This window comes from Streptococcus oralis, assembly GCF_019929365.1.
Taxonomy (GTDB): domain Bacteria; phylum Bacillota; class Bacilli; order Lactobacillales; family Streptococcaceae; genus Streptococcus; species Streptococcus oralis_BT.
The window spans coordinates 133257-150377 of record NZ_JAHZPH010000001.1 but is presented as its reverse complement, the minus strand read 5'-3'; the positions used below and the strand labels follow the sequence as shown (position 1 = coordinate 150377).

The following is a 17121-nucleotide window of genomic DNA, read 5'->3' as shown; positions in this document are numbered from 1 at the left end:
TCACTTTCATTTATCTGTTTCCACCAACCACAGACTCTCTAAAAAACTTCAATGATTACTTTCTGAATGTTTAAATTATATCATTTTTCAATTACTTGTCAAGACTATTTTTAGAATTTTTTAAACTATTCAAAAACTTCCCCTTTATAAAAGAGGAAGTTTGTAGAATATCAGCCTGAATTACGCAAACCTGTTGCAATACCGTTAATGGTTGTATGAATCAATCTTTCTTCGTCTGTTGACAACTCACCACGACGTTGACGTTTAATCAACTCCAACTGGATGTAGTTAAGGATATTAAAGTAAGGCATACGATAGTTTAGACTGTCTTTTAGGTAAGAGTTTTCAGCCAAGAGTTCGTCATAGCCTTCAATAGCTAAAATAACGTCCTTGGTCAACTGCCATTCATCTAAAATGGTGTAATAGATGGCTTGTACTTCTTCGTCTTCACAGAGCTTGGCATATTCAAAAGCAATGTTCATGTTAGACTTAGACAAGACCATGTCCACATTGGAAAGCAAAGATTGGAAGAAAGGCCAGTTTTGGTACATATCACGAAGGATCTCAATATTATCAGGATCTTGATCAATAAATTCTTTGAAGCTTGAACCCACGCCATACCATCCAGGAAACATGACACGACTTTGTGACCATGAAAAGACCCAAGGGATAGCACGCAAACCGCCGATTTCAGTGATGGTCTTACGAGCTGCTGGACGCGAACCGATGTTAAAGCTTGAAATAGCTTTGATTGGGCTTGACTCGAAGAAATAGTCATAGAAATGTTCATTTCCAAAGACCAAATCACGGTAGATATCGTAGCTACGGTCCACCACTTGATCCATGATAGCTTCGTAACGATTTGACGTATTAGTATCGCTCTTCTTCTTGGTAATCATACGGTTAATGGCTGCAGAAACCAACATTTCAAGGTTATAATAAGCAGCGTCTTTGTTTCCGTATTTGTTTCCAATCACTTCTCCCTGCTCAGTCAAACGGATGCGGTCCTTGATAGACTTGAGCGGTTGAGATGTAATGGCTTCATAAGTTGGACCACCACCACGGCCCACGGTACCACCACGACCATGGAAGAAGGTAACTTTAACACCAAATTCATCACCGATAGCAGTTAGTTGTTGTTGCGCTTTATAGAGGGTCCAACACGATGACAGGTAACCACCGTCCTTGTTACTATCAGAGTAGCCAAGCATGATTTCTTGGTAGTTGTCCTTTGAAGCAATCCATTTTTTAGCCAAAGGAAGAGAGAAATATCTTCTCATGGTTTCTTCCGAGTGATCCAAGTCTTCAATCGTTTCAAAGAGGGGAACAATCTGAACGCGGGCTTTTTGAGCATCTACCAAGCCGACTTCCTTGAGCATAATGGCTAATTCGAGCATATCAGACACGCTAGTTGCATGAGAGATAATCGTTTGACGAATGACATTTTCACCCAGTTTATCCTTCAACTTGCGAGCAGCTTTAAAGATAGACAGTTCTTTTTCAAGCAGTTCTGACTTTTCAGCATGAGTCGCTGAGAGGATACGAGGGTCTTCTTCCAACTCTTTTAATAGGAGAGTACATTTTTCGTCTTCAGATAGATCGCTATAGTGATCATTGATACCAGCAGATGCAAGCAATTCTGCTACACAGGCTTCATGAACACTAGAGTCTTGGCGCATATCGATAGAAGCAAGGTAGAAGCCAAAGATTTCAACTGCCTGCATCAACTCGACAAATTCTCCTGAAATCAGGTATTCTCCTTTGTTCTCAAGGAGAGAATCGCGAATAGCCAACAAATCTTGATAGAATTCATCCGCAGTGGCATATCTTGGCTGAAGATCCTTGTCTTCAATCAAATAAGCCTTGGTTGCCTGCATCTTAGCTTGGATATCAAAAAGAGCACGACGATAGAGTTCTTTTTCGCGATAAATGGAGTTATCTTGTGACTTCAGCGCCATCTCACGAACCTTGTCGCTGACATTCACGATGCTGGTTGAAAGTGAAAATTCACGATAGAGGTTATAAATCTTCTCGTCGTAGTAGTTCATGATGACTTCGCACTGAGTCAAGGCTGATTTGTTGAGGGTTTCCGCTGTTACGAAAGGATTTCCATCACGGTCTCCTCCGATCCACATCCCCATAGTAATTGGTTTTGGATGTTGGAGCTCGATACCTTGTTCTTTAGCCAATTTTTTATACTCAGCTGTCAAACGTGGAACAGCATTCAGGAAAGAACTTTGGTAGTACTCCATCACGTTAGTGATTTCGTTGGTTACCTTCAATTTCTTCTCACGAATCATGTCCGTTTGCATGATAATTTCAATATAACGACGGAGATCTGTATGCCATTTTTCTTTATTAATCAAGCCTAGTTTGACATCACGGTACTTCCGTAAGAGTGTATGGATATGATTGGTTAAATCCAGCATACTCTTACGTTGAACTTGCGTCGGATGGGCCGTCAAAACTGGAACTACATTCAGCTGCTCCAAAATTGCAGCCGCATTTTCTTTTTCAGCCACCATCTTAATGGTTGTTGACAGTTTTCCTAGATAGTCTTGATCCACATTATTTTGGTGATTGATCTCATAGGCTAAGTCCACATCCTCAGAGATATTAATCAAAAGCGGAAGGATGGAGAAATAGCGAGAAATGTAAATCATTTCTTCATTCGAAAGACTGGTCACTAGGTCATTGAGCCCTTGATAATTCTCGCTTGTAGACAAGTCCTTCAACTGCATGATTTTATCAAAAGTCTCTGGCGCTAGCATATTTTTAGTGATGTCTTCTAACAGCTCTGTCAAAATCAAGACTTCTTCTTGAACGACGGCTTTATTGCTATAGTTTTCTAATTTTTGAAGTGACATAAACTTTCCTTTCCATACAACCCTTACAGCATCTCAGAGGTTTGACCTTCATATTCTCTGATAAGTTTGGCACGTTTTTCACTAGCATCTATATTTAATACAAAGGCAATGGCTACAGATAAGACTAGGAGACTATTTCCCCCTTGTGAAAGGAAGGGGAAGGTTACCCCTGTAGAAGGGATCAATCCAGAAATCCCACCAATATTGACAAAGACCTGAACCAGAATCATCCCCCCGACACCGATAGCAACCATAGAGTTAAAGGGATCCTTAGCTCGAATACCAACCAAGATGATTCGCAAAATCAAGAAGAAGAGGAGTGCCAAAATCATACTCGCTCCTACAAATCCAAACTCCTCGATGACGATCGAAAAGACGAAATCTGTGTGAGCTTCTGGCAAATAACCACGCTTTTCGATGGAATTTCCTAATCCAAGTCCAAACCAGCCACCATTCACCATGGCATAGTAGGAATTTGCAAGCTGGTGTCCTGCGCCTGCCAAGTCATTAAAAGGATTAAAGAAGGCACTGAAACGTTTGGCAACGTAGCCAAACACCGGAATTTGAGAGAACTTTTCAACCCCAACAAAGCGAATGACAGACAAGACTAACATTGAACTCCCTGCCAAGAGAGCTAGAATAGTCGAGAACCAACGATAGGCAATTCCACTAACTGTGTACATAAGCAGCGACACCAAGACCAGAATGGTCGCATTTCCCAAGTCAGGAAAAATTCCCAAACTACCAATCAAAACCAGTAAAACGAAACGCCAGTCGTTAAAAGCTCGAGGTAACCACTGATTCTGAGTCAAGACTTGGAAGTCGTAAACAGCTATCTCATCTTGCTGTTTTGAGAATCGATGGGCTAGGTACCAAATAATGATAATCTTAAGATACTCTGCAGGCTGAATCGTTACAGGTCCTACAGAAATCCAACCGTAGGCACCATTGACTGGTGTTCCAATTAGCCGAGCCAAAGCTAGAAGAATCATCTCTACAAACATAACGATAAAAATCAAGCGTTCATTTCTTAAAAAACCAAGTTTCAGTTTATAAATTAAGGCAATCAAAACCAAACTAACTACCCAAAACATTCCTTGGTTCCGAGCTAACTGAAGAGCGCTTTTCCCTTCTTGGATCAAGGTAGCACTCGTCGTTGAGTAAACAACAATTAGACCCAAAATCGATAAAAGGAGGTAAGGAATCAAAATGGAATAGTTCAATAGGTGCCTTTTACTAATTTTCATATGTCACCACTCTAATAGAAACAGAGAAAACTGTTCCTAATTCCGTTTTATTTTCTAGTTTTGATTGCTATTATACCATTTTTTCAGAAAGAAAAAAACTCTTATCCTCCAATCCTTCGAATTTTGCTATTTGAACGAAACTGATTGCTAAAAAATACAAACTTCAAGACGAAGTTTGTATTTTCTTTTTTATTCTGCTGATGAGCTACTGCTTGAGTTTGAGTCTGCACCACCAACGTATTGGGCAAAGATATTTTGGAAAACAGGATCTTTCACTTTAATATTGGCAGCTTGGAATTCTTTTCCGATAACGCTCTGAACGAAAGATGAATCGTTTTGTTTCTGAGCTAGGATGACCGTTTTCAATTTTTCTTTGTAGTCATCTAGGTTTGATGATTTTTCTGTTTTCTTGGTTAGCTTAATAATGTAGTATTGGGTACTGTAGGCTTGTGTTCCAGTCGCTGTGATAACATCAGAGATACCATTCACATCCAAGGCAAAGGCCGCCTTCTTGACTTGTTCTGGAAGTTCTGTTGAAGCAGAGTCAAAAGTGATTTCGCCACCATTTTCTTTTGTCTTGTCATCATTTGAGTTGTCTTTTGCCAACTGAGCAAAATCAGCTCCTGCTGCTTTTGCTTTTTCAAGAACTTCTTTGGCCTTGTCTTCATTATCCATACGGATGATCTGAGCTGTCACATCTGGTGTATAAGACTCAAAAGCTTTTTGGTAAGCTTCGTCTGTTAACTCGCTCTCAGCAGCTTTCTTAACTGCCAATTCTACCAACTTACTTGTGCGAATTTGAGCTTTACGAGTCTCAGGAGTCATACCCGCACGTGAAAGAACATTTTGATAACTGTCACCGTATTTCTTCTGCTCTTCAGCAACAGCATCATCCACCTCTTTGTCAGTCACTTCTGAACCATATTGTTTTTCAAAAACTTTTTCAATGGCCATATTAAGCAAAACTTGTTGCGCAGTTGGGTTATTTTTGACTTGTTCATAAAATTGGTGTTCAGTGACGACATCACCCTTCATGCTGATGAGGTCAGCCCCTTCAGAACTTTTTGAACAAGCAGCCAAAGTCGCTACAGATAATAATGTAATGGCTCCTGCCAATAGTTTTTTCTTCATGTTTACTCCTTTTATGGTAAGTTACCTTCTCTATTTTACTAAATTGTCTTAAATTTTTCTAAAAATCATTCACTCTCAGGAAGCTGCACATCTGCCACATTTTTTCTCAGCATGAGAATGCCGTCTCCAAGTGGAACTAGAGTTGCTGTTAGACCTGGATTGTCCAAAGTTGCGTCGAAAAGTCTTTGCAAACCACGGTAAATGGTTCGTTGACCACGACGGACTTCCATGATATCCTTGGCAACATCTCCTCCTTGGAAAATATCATCCAAGACCACCACTCCACCGACTTCCAAGTGCTTGAGGATTTCAGGCAGAAAGACGATATACTTGGACTTGGCTGAGTCCATAAAGACAAAATCATAAGTTTCTGTCAGGCTAGATAAAACATCGACTGCATCTCCCTCTAAGAGGGTGATTTGCTTACGACTGTCAAACTGGGCAAAGTTTTCCTTGGCAAAGCCTATCATTTCTGGATTACGGTCAATGGTTGTAATCTTGGCATCTGGCGCATGTTTCGCCATCAAGAGTGCTGAAAAACCGATAGCCGTCCCAATTTCCAAAATGTTCTTAGGTTGCAGACTTTCCATGAGAAAACGGAAATAAGCAACTGTTTCATGAGGAATGATGGGAATATTTTCCTTGCGAGCGAAGGTCTCCAATTCTTTCAAAGAACCTGTCACCTGTTTTTGACGCTGGCGCATGAGTTCTACGATTTCTTCCTTGACGACAGGCCGGCGCATATTGTGATTGGCATTTTTACTGTAAGACTCTACCATCTTAAGCTAGTCCCAATTTTTCAACAAGGGCTTCAAACTCGTTCAAGCGACGTTCAAAGACTGCAAAGGCATCGTTGAGGTAGTCTTCCTTCTCCATATCAACACCCGCTTTTCTCATGACATTAAGTGGATAGTCTGACTTACCTGCCTTGAGGTAGTCGATATAGCGGTCACGGTCTTCTTGACTACCATGGACAATCTTTTCAGCCAAGGCTGAAGCAGCTGCAAAACCAGTTGAATATTGATAAACATAGTAGTTATAGTAGAAGTGTGGAATGCGTGCCCACTCGTATTGGATCTGAGGATTGTCTTCCTTGCTGAGTCCATAGTACTCTTGGTTCAAGTCAGCGTAGAGCTTATTGAGGAAATCACTTGTCAAGACTTCTCCATTTTGGTCTGCTTGGTGGATGGCATGTTCAAACTCAGCGAATTGAGTTTGACGGAAGACTGTTCCACGGAAACCGTCTAGGAAGTTATTGAGAATAGCAAAGCGCGTTGCGTCGTCTTCTACTTCTTCCAACAATTTCTCCGTCAAGATATTTTCGTTGGTCGTTGAGGCAATCTCAGCCAAGAAGATAGAATAATCTCCATAAACATAAGGTTGGGTTTCTCGAGTATAGCTTGAGTGCATACTGTGACCTGTTTCATGGACAAGGGTAAAGAGATTATCTAGATTATCCTGCCAGTTGAGAAGCATAAAGGCATTAGTATCATAAGAACCACCAGAGTAGGCACCAGAACGCTTGCCTTGGTTTTCATAGACATCAATCCAACGCTCACCAAAGGCACGTTTGACACGGCTCAAGTAGTCGTCACCTAAAACCGCCAAAGCTTCTTCTGCCTTTTTCAAGGCTTCCTCATAAGTAAAGCTGTATTCTACTGAAGATAGTGGAGTGTAGACATCGTACATCTTGAGATCAGAAATACCCAAGATTTTAGAACGAAGTTCTAGGTATCGATGCAAGAGTGGCAAATGCTTGCGAACTGCTGCTACTAGATTGTCATAGACACTTTCTGGAACAAAGTTTGCTGCGAGGGCTGCATGGCGAGCACTCTTGTAGTTGCGAACTTTGGCACGGTAGTTTTGCACCTTAACATTTGTCTGCAAAGTCTTAGCATAAGTGTGTTGGAATTGCTCGTATGTCGCATAGAGGGCTTCATAGGCACCACGACGCACTTCACGGTTTTTAGACTCCATCAAACGGATGTAAGTACCGTGCGAGAGTTGCACTTCCTTGCCTTCATCATCAAGGACATATGGAAAGCTAATATCCGCATTGTCCAAAATAGCGAAGGTTTCACTAGCAGCGCCAAAGATTTCTCCTGCTCCAGCAAGTAATTCTTCCTCACGTTGCGAAAGAACATGGTCTTTCTTTTGCAAGAGCTTGTCAAAAAAGTGCTTGTAAACTTGGAGTTTTGGTTGAGCTTCTAGGAAGGACGCATACTGCTCTTCGCTAATCTCCATAAACTCAGGTTCATAGAATGAAAAGGCTTGTTCTAACTGACTGTATAGGGTCATTGCCTTAGCATAGTACTCTTGATACTTGGCTTCACGCGTGTCCTGGTCATTTTTCATATGTGCATAGACATAAAGCTTTTCAACTTGGCGTTCCATGTCAAGTGAGAATTCTGTAATCTCAAGCAAACTGTCCGCGCTATCCAAGAGATGCCCCTCATACTGGGCTGCTGTTTGTACTTTTTCAGTTAAGTCTTTCAAGGCTTCTTCCCAAGCCTGGTCTGTTGGGTAGATTGTCGAAAGATCCCATGTATCTTTTTCATTTATTTCATGTCGTTGTAATACCATAAGATTCCTCCATCCTTTCTATTTTACCACATTTTTTGAGAAATATAAGTGATAAAAGGCTGGTGGATAGAGCTTTTGGCGATTATTTTTCGGATTTTTTTGATAGTAAGCCTGAAAATTTCTATAATAGCTAGCCAAATCCGTTTCAATCTGCAAAAAATCACCTGACTCTATCGGTCTGACCTGGGGATACCAGTCGTCCAGTTGATGGTTTAATAGATTGTCTCCTTGCTGATAGGCTGCCTCCTGTTTTTTCATCCAGTAAGGCGTTTGGTAGTATAACTGCTGACGAATGTAGTGACAGATGGATGAATCTTGTAAAACTTCAAAACGAGGCAGTTTTTGTTTTTGATAAGGAAATCGTAGAATTTCCAAGAGATTTCCTTGGCCATAGGGAAATTCTTTGACCTGAAAATGAAGCTTGCCACGTAGATCCTGATGTAAAAGGTATTTAAGTCTCAAAACTTGCTTTTTGAAATCTAGTTCCCAAACATAGAATCCCATATTTTGACTAAAATAGAGAAATCCCCTTTGCAATTGTGTTAATCGCTCTTTTAACCAGAGTTTTTCTCCCAGTAGCCAGATAACCTGATAGCCCTGACTGCGGTAACCTTGACCCCTATCTCCTAAAAGATTTTTAGACAAGGGACTGCACTGAACCTCCAGAGCTAGTTTCTCATTGACGAGAACATCCGCAATCTGTTGAATCTCAGGCAAACTATATTCTAAGGCGACCTGATTGTCCTTCTTGGCCCAGTGATAAAGGGCCTCTTTGTTGCCCATATGTTCTGGACTTTCATTTTCAAAAATAGCCCTACAATCTCTTAAAGATTCATGGGCAAAATGTGTCCGAATGCTCTGCCCTTGGCGTAATCGTAGTCCGCCCCCACAGGCTGGACAAGTATATTTTTGCTTGGTCACATCTTTTTCGAGGGCATTCACCAAATTTCCCTTGGCATCTTTGGCTACAAACATGATCTACCTCCTTTTCTCATTTATTCGAAAAAGAAGCAAAAAAGACTGGAATTCCAGCCTTTCATGATATTATTTCTTATCTTTTTTGTCTCTTAGAATATTTTTTTAGCATAGGAATGAGATTGGGAATCTGCTCACTTCTAATGACGAGCACGCCATATTCCTGACAACGATTGGCATAAACGGGATTGATTTTCCCCGTACAGACAATTAACTTGAGGCAACTCTCTCCAGCAAAATGATTAGCGTAGACTTCTAGCTCATTGATGGCTTCGACTGATAAATCGGTCATCTTGCAAGAGATAAAGGTAATCGAGCGTCCCTTTCTCAGAATGACATCAATCTCATTTTGGACATTGTCCGCCTCTGGAAAGATGCCATTCCAATCAATCTCACCGCCTATCATGCACTCATCAAATAGCTGAGATTCGAGCGCCAAGAGATAGAGATACAACTCTAAAATATGCCCCTTGTTGCGGCAAAAAACTTGAGCTTCTTGACTCGGAAAGCTGTATACTACTCGTTTCTTGTCTTCGCTTTCAATACAAAGCATCCCCGCTTCCACTAGTAAGGAGATGACGGATTCTGGATAGAGGTAATACTTGCCGTTGTTTTCCAGGATCTTTTCGGTCTCAGCATGAAGGTCATTGGTCTTAGCTAGAGAGAAAAATTGGGTCACTTGATACCAGTGGGCAGGATTGGCAATAGCTGAGCTGGCTAGCTTTTTGATGGCTGCAATTTCTTGAACTGAGTGGATAGGGCGTTTTGATTTGAGCATTTTTCCACCACGCAAGGCTATCAACTGTTGGATGCTTAGGGTAGGGATGTCCAAGTCTTCTTTTTCCAACTGACCAGCTACCCACTTGTATTGTTTTCCCCGCTCGACATCCATGGCAACGATGGGAAGGCAGCGATCCAAGCCATATTGATAGAGGGATAGGGCTAGTAGCGAATCCCCACCAAAGACATCAAGGACAACCTGGTCATACTCAGCCAAGCAATAATCTAACTGGTCAGACAGCTGTTCTAAGGATAGCTGACGAAAGGTCACTCGTTGGATATGGGGGACTTCATCCAAGATAAAATGGCGCAGTGAAAGTTTATCGTTATTACTTATTTTCGTCAAAGATAGAAAAAGAATCTCGTCACAATCACTGATAAAGGCTTGGTAGACATTCTTTTCCAATACATGCCGATCATACAGCTCCATCAAAAGACTCGTCATTGGATCACCTCCATCATATACAACTTCTTGCGCTGAAAGAGACAGCAACACACTTCTACTGCTCGCTTTTCCCACTTCTAGTATAGCATAAAATCCTGCTCGCCCCAATCAACCAACGTAAACAAAAACGAATAGAAACCTTGCAAAGTGGTTTCTATTCGCTGGTAGAATTTTGATTCACTTGACTTTTTTGGCTAACATGGTCGCAAAGCGTAGTTGAATGCGATTGCCATTTTCATCACGACGGTGCAGATGGCCTGGATTTTCATTGTACTTGACCAATTCCCAATCCTTGTAATAGTCTGCCAGTTCCCCTTCTTTAAAGGTGAATGGGAAGTTGACTGAGCAAGGATAATCCTCTGTATCCATCGCACAGACGATAAGATTGTAACCACCGACTGTGGTGTGCTCCTGCATATTTTTAATAATAGCTGGAATGCGGTCCGCTTGTAGAAACATCAGAACAACTGTTGAAACGATAAAATCATAGGCTTGCCCAATGCTAGCTGAATTGATATCGTAAAGACCGACAGGCATGTCTAGATCCTCTTGCTCCACAATGCTTTGCAAGATTTCAAGGGACAATTCATTTTGATCCACAGCTGTCACATCAAAACCTTGTTGTGCTAAGAAGAGAGAGTTACGGCCCTGACCACAACCCAAATCCAAGGCTCTTCCAGGCTTCACCGTCTGCATAGCCTCTAGGACCTCCGAATGGACTGGATTGGTCTGGTATTTCTTAGGGAAATAATCCTCAGGTTTACAATAAAATTCCAAGTACCACTCTACATCATCTGTCGCAGCCTCCACTCGGTGCCAGGCTTGCGGTTGCGCCATGGGATTGTCAGCTCCTGCCTCAAAAAGGTGCTCAGCTAGAACCTCACCATCCTCAGTTAATTCAATAAACTTGAGTGCCCCCTTCAAGACAGTAATTTTCCCCCAAGTACCGACCTTGGTATTATGTTTTTGCTGGACAGCTTCAGGCATGGTCTGTTTATTCCATAAGGGCATCCGTTTATAGGCAATTAATTTTTCCATTTTACTTCCTCTTCTTAACGCTGATTTACAGCTTTCATAACACGCGCGATGTCACGGTTCTGTTCACGTCGCTTGATCGACTCCCGTTTATCATAGTCATGTTTTCCTTTGGCAAGCCCTAAAAGGAGTTTGGCGTAACCATCTTTAATATAGACTTTGAGGGGAACAAGGGTCATCCCTGTCCCTTTGGTCTCTTGTTCCAATTTTTGAATTTGTTTCTTATGGAGCAGGAGTTTGCGTCGGCGTTCAGGTTCCTGGTTCCAAATATTGCCCTCTTCGTAAGGGGCGATATGAACATTGCTCAGCCAGACTTCCCCATTTTTTACTTGGGCAAAGCCGTCCTTGAGATTGATTCGAGCAGCTCGAACGCTCTTGATTTCAGTTCCAGTCAGGACCATTCCTGCCTCTAGCGTATCTACGATTGTATAGTCGTGGTGCGCCTTTTTATTTTGTGCGACGACCTTTCCCTCGCCCTTTGCCATGTTTAGCTCCTTTCTTAGCTACTTCTTTGTAAAAAGGTTTCTTGCCCTTTTTCTTCTTGTCTTTTTGTGAATGCTTGTGCTTATCATTTGAGCGCTCTGATTTTCTCTTGTCTTCCTTCTTGTCTGAACGACGACTTGTGCCACGACTTCTGTCTTTGTGACTAGCTTGTTTCAAGCCTTTTTCGATGACATCAAACTCACTTGGAATATAAGAGAAGTCAATCTCACCTGTCATCTTATCCGCTCTTTCAACCCGAATGCGAATCTGCTGTCCTACACGGAAGGTTGTGCCTGATTCTTCCCCACGAAGAGTCAAATCACGCTCATTAAAATGATAAAATTCAGGCAAATTAGTGATGTGAATTAAGCCTTCGACTGTATTTGGCAATTCGACAAAAAAACCGAATTTGACAATGCTGGATACAACCGCATCATACTCTTCACCCACGTATTCTTCCATGTACTCAGCCTTTTTCATGGCTTCGACTTCACGCTCTGCCTCGATGGCACGACGTTCACGATTGGAAGACTGGGTTGCAATCTCTGGAATCACTTGTTCAAAATGCTCTGCTATTTCCTTAGAACGGCCGTAATCCCGAATCATACGGTGGACAAGGAGGTCTGGATAACGGCGAATCGGACTGGTAAAGTGAGTGTAATAGTCGGCAGCAAGGCCATAGTGACCATGATTGTGCTCTGAGTAGCGAGCCTGTTGCATAGAGCGAAGAAGCATCATGGACAATACATCCGCATAAGGTTCTCCCTCAACAGCACGCATGATGTCTTGAAGCGCCTCCTGGCTAATCTCACTGGCAGTCCCATAAATTCGCAAACCAAAACTAGAAGCGTAATCAATAAACTTCTGAACTTTTTCAGCCTTGGGCTCCTCGTGAATCCGATAGATAAAAGGTAGATCCAGCTTGCTAAAGTGCTCGGCAACCGTTTCATTGGCAATCAACATGAAGGACTCGATCATCCGCTCGGCAACACCACGCTGACGAAGGACGATATCCACAGGCTTGCCTTTTTTATCCACTAGAATCTTAGCCTCACTGGTATCAAAATTGAGAGCTCCACGTTTCTCACGCATGCTTTCTAGAGTTTCATGAAGCTTGGCCATGAGTTCGATACTAGGAACAATTTTCTTAAACTCTTGTCTTTTTTCCTCATCGCCAGCTAGGATGTCATTGACAGCGCTATAGGTCATACGAAAGCTTGTCTTAATAACTGTTTGTGTAATGGTGTAATTAACCACACGACCATGTTTATCAATTTCCATAATTGTAGACTGAGTCAGACGGTCAACTTGAGGATTGAGGGAACAGATGCCATTTGATAGTCGTTCTGGAAGCATTGGCACCACTCGGTCTGTCACATAGACAGAAGTCGCACGGTTAAGGGCTTCCTTGTCAAGGGCAGAACCCTCTGTCACATAGTAGGAAACATCTGCAATGTGAACTCCGAGTTCTAGATTGCCATTTTTCAAAGGCTTGATGTGTACTGCGTCGTCCAAGTCCTTGGCATCCGCACCGTCAATGGTAAAGGTAAGCTCATCTCTTAAATCAAGACGCCCTTCCATATCCTTTTGAGACGGAGCTTCTGACACACTTTCTGCCTCCTTGAAAACAGCTTCTGGAAATTCTGAGACAATATCCATGGATTCCAAGACTTCAAGAACGTCAATCCCAGCATCTGTCGAGTGTCCCACCACGTCCAGCACACTAGCGACAAAGAAATCATGTTTCTTACTTGGGTATTTGTCGATAAAGACCTTGAGAACTTCAGTACCTTCCAACTTGATAGCTGGTTTCTTCACATAGATTGGTTGGCTGATTTTCTGATTTTTTGAACGGATATAGCCGGCATACTTGGGCTTTTCCTGATCCAGAACGATCTGCCCGACAACGGTTGTCAGGCTATGTTCTAGGATATCGATGATTTTGGCTTCTGCAGCAGTTCCCTTGTTGCGGTCAGCGACTTTCTTAATCACGACCTCAACGGTATCACCATCAATGGCATAGTTGACATCATTTTTTCCTACAAAAAGATCGTCCTCTTCGCCTTCTAGGCTGACAAAGCCAAAGCCGTTTTTATGGGCATGAAAAATCCCTTTGAGGGTGATTTCATGTTTCTTCTTTTGGTACAGACATAAGCTACCATCATCTTCAAAACGAATCTGGTGCTTTCTTTCCATCAGGGACAGGGTTTTAATCAACTCACGGAAATCCTTGGACCCATCCTTTCCGAGAGCCTGAGCTAGATCATTTACCGTCACTCGCCCCTTCTCTTGCAAATATTCTTTAATTTTATCTTTCATGTTTTCTTTCTAGATTTTTTAATTCTCTTTTACTGTAAGACCTTCTCAAACATCATTTAATACTCAATAAAAATCAAAGAGCAAACTAGAAAGCTAGGCGTAGTCAGTACTGGAGTACGACAAGCCGACGCTGACGTGGTTTGAATTTGATTTTTGAAGAGTATAAAAATAAAAATAGGCAAAGACCTAGTCCTGCCCATTTCTTATCTACTTGATAATACCGTCAATGCTAAGGCAATGGCTAGCCAGAAAAAGACTAAAATACCTGTCAAACGTTGCATCACAGCTTCAAAACCACGCGCCTTACTACGTTCAAACAAATCACCTGAGCTGGCATCAAATACATTGCTGGATTGGTTCTTTGTTGGTTGCATGAAAATCGCAATCACAATCACAACAGATAATACTAATAAAATGGTTAATAATAGGTTGTACATATCAAACTCCTTAAAATCCCTATTATTTTACCATAAATTCTACTTAGATTCAAGATGTAGGGTTACTTTTCTTTCCTTGGGACAATACTTTAAAACTTCAATCTTGTCTGGATGGGTTTTGGAGTTTTTACTGGTTAGGTAATTAATACTGCCACAAGAGGAGCATTTGAGATTGATTTTTACTCGCACGAGATTTCCTTTACTTTTAATAATGATCTAAATTGAACTAAGTTGTATAAACAACTGAGAGCCACACAGGCTGCTGTCGCATAAAAAACAGAGTGGTAGCCGAATTGCCCTGCTACTGCTGAACCAGTCATGGGACCAACAACACCCCCAAGGTAGAAAAAGACTTGGTTAAAGGCAAAAATCCTTGAAATGCCTACTTTGGGAGTCATCTTACTAAGCAATGCATTAACACCTGGTATCAGAGCACCCGTTCCCAAACCAAAGAGAAAACGATACAAGCCAAGTTGAATGGGGCTGGTTGCATGGGCACAAAGAAGGTAAAAGATGACTGAATAAATCTGCGCTGCAACTAAAAGTCTATGATTTCCCACCTTATCTCCTAGTTTTCCCATCACTCCAGCACTCATCATGCTAGAAAATCCCATACTCGATACTATCAAACCAGATACAAAGAGGAGATTTTCAGTCTGCCCTAAGTCCCGAACATAGAGAGCTAGAATGGGACCAATTGATTGAGCTGAAAATTGTATGACAAAGGTAGTTAAAAATAAACTAATCAAAAGATGAGAGTGCTTGATTGAACCGAGCAATTCCTTTGTTGGTATTGCTTTCTCCTGAGCTATTGGCTGAAAATCCTCCTTGATAAAGAAAATGGTTAAGAGTGCAGCTAAAAACAAGAAGCCACCAATCAACAGAAAAACATTTCGAATACCAAAAATTTCAGCAACCAGGCCCCCAACAAAGGGGCCCGTTAGAGTTCCAGCTACTACTCCCGTTGATAAAGTCCCCAAAGCATAGCCAGACTTATCCTTAGGAACTTGACTGGCTATTAAAGCCGTCGCATTTGGTACGAAACCTGTAAATACGCCATTTAGTAATCTAAGAAAGATTAACCAGTAGATATTTGGAACAAAGGCCAAGCCTCCCATGGTGATGGTCATAGCAAGACCTGCTCGAATCATCATGGGCTTACGACCGTACTTGTCAGCAAGAATACCCCAGATAGGGGAAATCAAAGCTGCTGAAACTGCCGAAACTGAGATGGCTAATCCAGCATAGAAAGCAACTTGGTCTCCTTCAATTCCCAACTGCTCTACAAAGATAGGCATGAAAGGGACGACCAAGGAAATACTGGCTCCCGTTAGAAAACTACCAAACCAGGCGACACGAAGATTCTCTTTCCAACTAATCTCTTGCACAGCTACCGCCTCCTTCAAGTAACTTCACTACTTGACCCACAAGCTGATCACGACTGCCATTATTATCTAATATATGACTCGCCAATTTTTTCTTTTCTTCTAAAGACCACTGGACTGCCAGACGCGACTCCGCTACTTCCTTAGAAAGATAATCCCGTTTCATGAAACGTTCTACTTGGATATCACGGTCCACATAGACCAGCCACGTTTCATCAAACCAGTTGACATAGTCCTGTTCAAAAAGCAGGGGAATATCCATGAAAAAAATCGCTTCTGTCTGGGCTAACTGGTCTCTTAAAGCAGCCAGTTCCTCACGAATAATTTCTCCTTGGGTTTGTTTAGACCATTCCTGCTCCTCAGGATTTGAAAAAATGAGACTAGCTAGGAGAGAGCGATTGAGTTCTCCATTTTCAAGGATTATTTTTTGTCCAAAGTGCTGAACTAAGACCTGATATAGACGCCCACCAGGTCTTTGTAGCTGGTGGACAAGTCGGTCAGCATCCACCACTTGAAAGCCTTGCTCTCTTAGGAAATTTGTCACAGTTGACTTCCCAGAAGCAATTCCTCCTGTGATTCCAATGATTTTTCCCATCAGTCCCTCCTTTGACACTGAGGACAAAAATGAGTTCCTCGTCCGCCAAGTTGGATTTTCTCAATCACTGCCCCACAGCGTGAACACTCTTGACCAGTCTTATCATAGACCTGATGGAAGTCCTGCATGGTTCCGTCTTCCCCAAAGGCATTGGTATAGGTCCGAATAGTGGAACCGCCCTTTTCAACAGCCTGTCCCAAAACAGCAATGGTCTGGTCATGGATGGCTGTTGCTTCTTCTGCTGTCAAAGTCTGGGAAGGTCTAGCTGGATGAACCTGAGCTCGCCAGAGAACCTCATCCACATAGATATTGCCAAGTCCAGCTACCAAGGTCTGGTCTAGGAGGTGGGATTTGATAGGCTTTTTAGATTTGGCTAGGGCTGTTTGAAAGATCTGCAAATCAAAGTCCTGCTCTTTTGGCTCAGGCCCTAATTTTTTAGAAACAAAGTAGGCTTCCAAAAGGTCTGGTGCCAGCAGTTCCATAGTACCAAACTTGCGTACATCCTCATAAACAAGCGTCCCACCATCTTCAAACTGGAAGAAAACATGGGCATGCTTGCGTTCAGGAACCTGGTCCGGATAGTAAAAATACTTACCCTCCATCCGCAGATGGGAAATCAAGACCTTATCTGTCAGGTTAAAAATTAGATATTTCCCACGGCGTCCCATTGACTCGATAATCTGACCAGGCAATTCCTTTTGAAACTCGTCCAAATCTGTCTTGATCATCTTGGGATAACGAATCTCTAGGCTAGAAATCTTCTTTCCCAAAATCAATTTTTCTAAGCCACGACGAACCGTTTCAACCTCGGGTAATTCAGGCATAGTTCCTCCTTCTGT

Annotated in this window: 15 protein-coding genes and 1 other annotated feature (1 of these 16 cut by a window edge); all 15 genes read right to left on the bottom strand. The window is 42.1% G+C overall.

Features of this window, described 5'->3' with window-relative positions; genetic code table 11:
* Positions 1 to 74 (bottom strand) — a binding site (T-box leader) (it extends 143 nt beyond the left edge of the window).
* A 96-nt stretch (positions 75 to 170) separates the two neighbouring features.
* Entirely contained in the window at positions 171 to 2867 is a 2697-nt protein-coding gene (gene ppc, locus K1I53_RS00810) for a phosphoenolpyruvate carboxylase (RefSeq protein WP_223327569.1), read from the bottom strand.
* A gap of 23 nt (positions 2868 to 2890) precedes the next feature.
* A complete protein-coding gene (gene ftsW, locus K1I53_RS00805; RefSeq protein ID WP_223327567.1) occupies positions 2891 to 4114 on the bottom strand; it encodes a cell division peptidoglycan polymerase FtsW in 1224 nt (407 codons plus the stop codon).
* A gap of 189 nt (positions 4115 to 4303) precedes the next feature.
* Positions 4304 to 5245 carry a peptidylprolyl isomerase PrsA gene (gene prsA, locus K1I53_RS00800; RefSeq protein WP_223327566.1) on the bottom strand — a complete coding sequence of 314 codons (942 nt, stop codon included), beginning with the start codon at positions 5243 to 5245 and terminating at the stop codon, positions 4304 to 4306.
* Positions 5246 to 5310: 65 nt separating this feature from the next.
* On the bottom strand, positions 5311 to 6024 hold the full coding sequence (locus K1I53_RS00795; RefSeq protein ID WP_223327564.1) for an O-methyltransferase: 714 nt from the start codon (positions 6022 to 6024) through the stop codon (positions 5311 to 5313).
* 1 nt (position 6025) lies between these two features.
* Positions 6026 to 7828: an oligoendopeptidase F gene (gene pepF, locus K1I53_RS00790; RefSeq protein WP_223327562.1), complete on the bottom strand. Its 1803-nt coding sequence runs from the start codon at positions 7826 to 7828 to the stop codon at positions 6026 to 6028.
* A gap of 18 nt (positions 7829 to 7846) precedes the next feature.
* Positions 7847 to 8803, bottom strand: coding sequence for a competence protein CoiA (locus K1I53_RS00785; protein WP_223327561.1), 957 nt, complete (start codon positions 8801 to 8803; stop codon positions 7847 to 7849).
* Positions 8804 to 8879: 76 nt separating this feature from the next.
* Positions 8880 to 10028 (bottom strand): hypothetical protein, encoded by a 1149-nt coding sequence (locus K1I53_RS00780; protein WP_223328413.1) that lies wholly within the window; start codon positions 10026 to 10028, stop codon positions 8880 to 8882.
* A 177-nt stretch (positions 10029 to 10205) separates the two neighbouring features.
* Entirely contained in the window at positions 10206 to 11066 is an 861-nt protein-coding gene (gene tehB / locus K1I53_RS00775; protein WP_223327555.1) for an SAM-dependent methyltransferase TehB, read from the bottom strand.
* 14 nt (positions 11067 to 11080) lie between these two features.
* On the bottom strand, positions 11081 to 11548 hold the full coding sequence (gene smpB / locus K1I53_RS00770; protein ID WP_001051742.1) for an SsrA-binding protein SmpB: 468 nt from the start codon (positions 11546 to 11548) through the stop codon (positions 11081 to 11083).
* Positions 11511 to 13865, bottom strand: coding sequence for a ribonuclease R (gene rnr / locus K1I53_RS00765; RefSeq protein WP_223327554.1), 2355 nt, complete (start codon positions 13863 to 13865; stop codon positions 11511 to 11513). Before rnr ends, smpB begins: the two co-directional genes overlap by 38 nt.
* 203 nt (positions 13866 to 14068) lie before the next feature.
* Positions 14069 to 14302, bottom strand: a complete 234-nt coding sequence (gene secG / locus K1I53_RS00760) for a preprotein translocase subunit SecG (protein WP_000282517.1) — start codon at positions 14300 to 14302, stop codon at positions 14069 to 14071.
* Positions 14303 to 14341: 39 nt separating this feature from the next.
* Entirely contained in the window at positions 14342 to 14491 is a 150-nt protein-coding gene (rpmG, locus tag K1I53_RS00755) for a 50S ribosomal protein L33 (protein WP_001809104.1), read from the bottom strand.
* Complete coding sequence (locus tag K1I53_RS00750) at positions 14482 to 15690, bottom strand: multidrug efflux MFS transporter (protein WP_223327553.1); 1209 nt, start codon at positions 15688 to 15690, stop codon at positions 14482 to 14484. The genes rpmG and K1I53_RS00750 overlap by 10 nt, the downstream gene beginning before the upstream one ends.
* Positions 15677 to 16282 (bottom strand): dephospho-CoA kinase, encoded by a 606-nt coding sequence (gene coaE / locus K1I53_RS00745; protein WP_223327551.1) that lies wholly within the window; start codon positions 16280 to 16282, stop codon positions 15677 to 15679. Before coaE ends, K1I53_RS00750 begins: the two co-directional genes overlap by 14 nt.
* Positions 16282 to 17106 carry a DNA-formamidopyrimidine glycosylase gene (gene mutM, locus K1I53_RS00740; RefSeq protein WP_223327550.1) on the bottom strand — a complete coding sequence of 275 codons (825 nt, stop codon included), beginning with the start codon at positions 17104 to 17106 and terminating at the stop codon, positions 16282 to 16284. Before mutM ends, coaE begins: the two co-directional genes overlap by 1 nt.
* Positions 17107 to 17121 lie beyond the last annotated feature (15 nt).

Excerpts from the sequence above, each read along its gene's own strand:
- ppc (WP_223327569.1), bottom strand. The coding sequence starts at position 2,867 with ATGTCACTTCAAAAATTAGAAAACTATAGCAATAAAGCCGTCGTTCAA.
- ftsW (WP_223327567.1), bottom strand. The coding sequence starts at position 4,114 with ATGAAAATTAGTAAAAGGCACCTATTGAACTATTCCATTTTGATTCCT.
- prsA (WP_223327566.1), bottom strand. The coding sequence starts at position 5,245 with ATGAAGAAAAAACTATTGGCAGGAGCCATTACATTATTATCTGTAGCG.
- K1I53_RS00795 (WP_223327564.1), bottom strand. The coding sequence starts at position 6,024 with ATGGTAGAGTCTTACAGTAAAAATGCCAATCACAATATGCGCCGGCCT.
- pepF (WP_223327562.1), bottom strand. The coding sequence starts at position 7,828 with ATGGTATTACAACGACATGAAATAAATGAAAAAGATACATGGGATCTT.
- K1I53_RS00785 (WP_223327561.1), bottom strand. The coding sequence starts at position 8,803 with ATGTTTGTAGCCAAAGATGCCAAGGGAAATTTGGTGAATGCCCTCGAA.
- K1I53_RS00780 (WP_223328413.1), bottom strand. The coding sequence starts at position 10,028 with ATGACGAGTCTTTTGATGGAGCTGTATGATCGGCATGTATTGGAAAAG.
- tehB (WP_223327555.1), bottom strand. The coding sequence starts at position 11,066 with ATGGAAAAATTAATTGCCTATAAACGGATGCCCTTATGGAATAAACAG.
- smpB (WP_001051742.1), bottom strand. The coding sequence starts at position 11,548 with ATGGCAAAGGGCGAGGGAAAGGTCGTCGCACAAAATAAAAAGGCGCAC.
- rnr (WP_223327554.1), bottom strand. The coding sequence starts at position 13,865 with ATGAAAGATAAAATTAAAGAATATTTGCAAGAGAAGGGGCGAGTGACG.
- secG (WP_000282517.1), bottom strand. The coding sequence starts at position 14,302 with ATGTACAACCTATTATTAACCATTTTATTAGTATTATCTGTTGTGATT.
- coaE (WP_223327551.1), bottom strand. The coding sequence starts at position 16,282 with ATGGGAAAAATCATTGGAATCACAGGAGGAATTGCTTCTGGGAAGTCA.
- mutM (WP_223327550.1), bottom strand. The coding sequence starts at position 17,106 with ATGCCTGAATTACCCGAGGTTGAAACGGTTCGTCGTGGCTTAGAAAAA.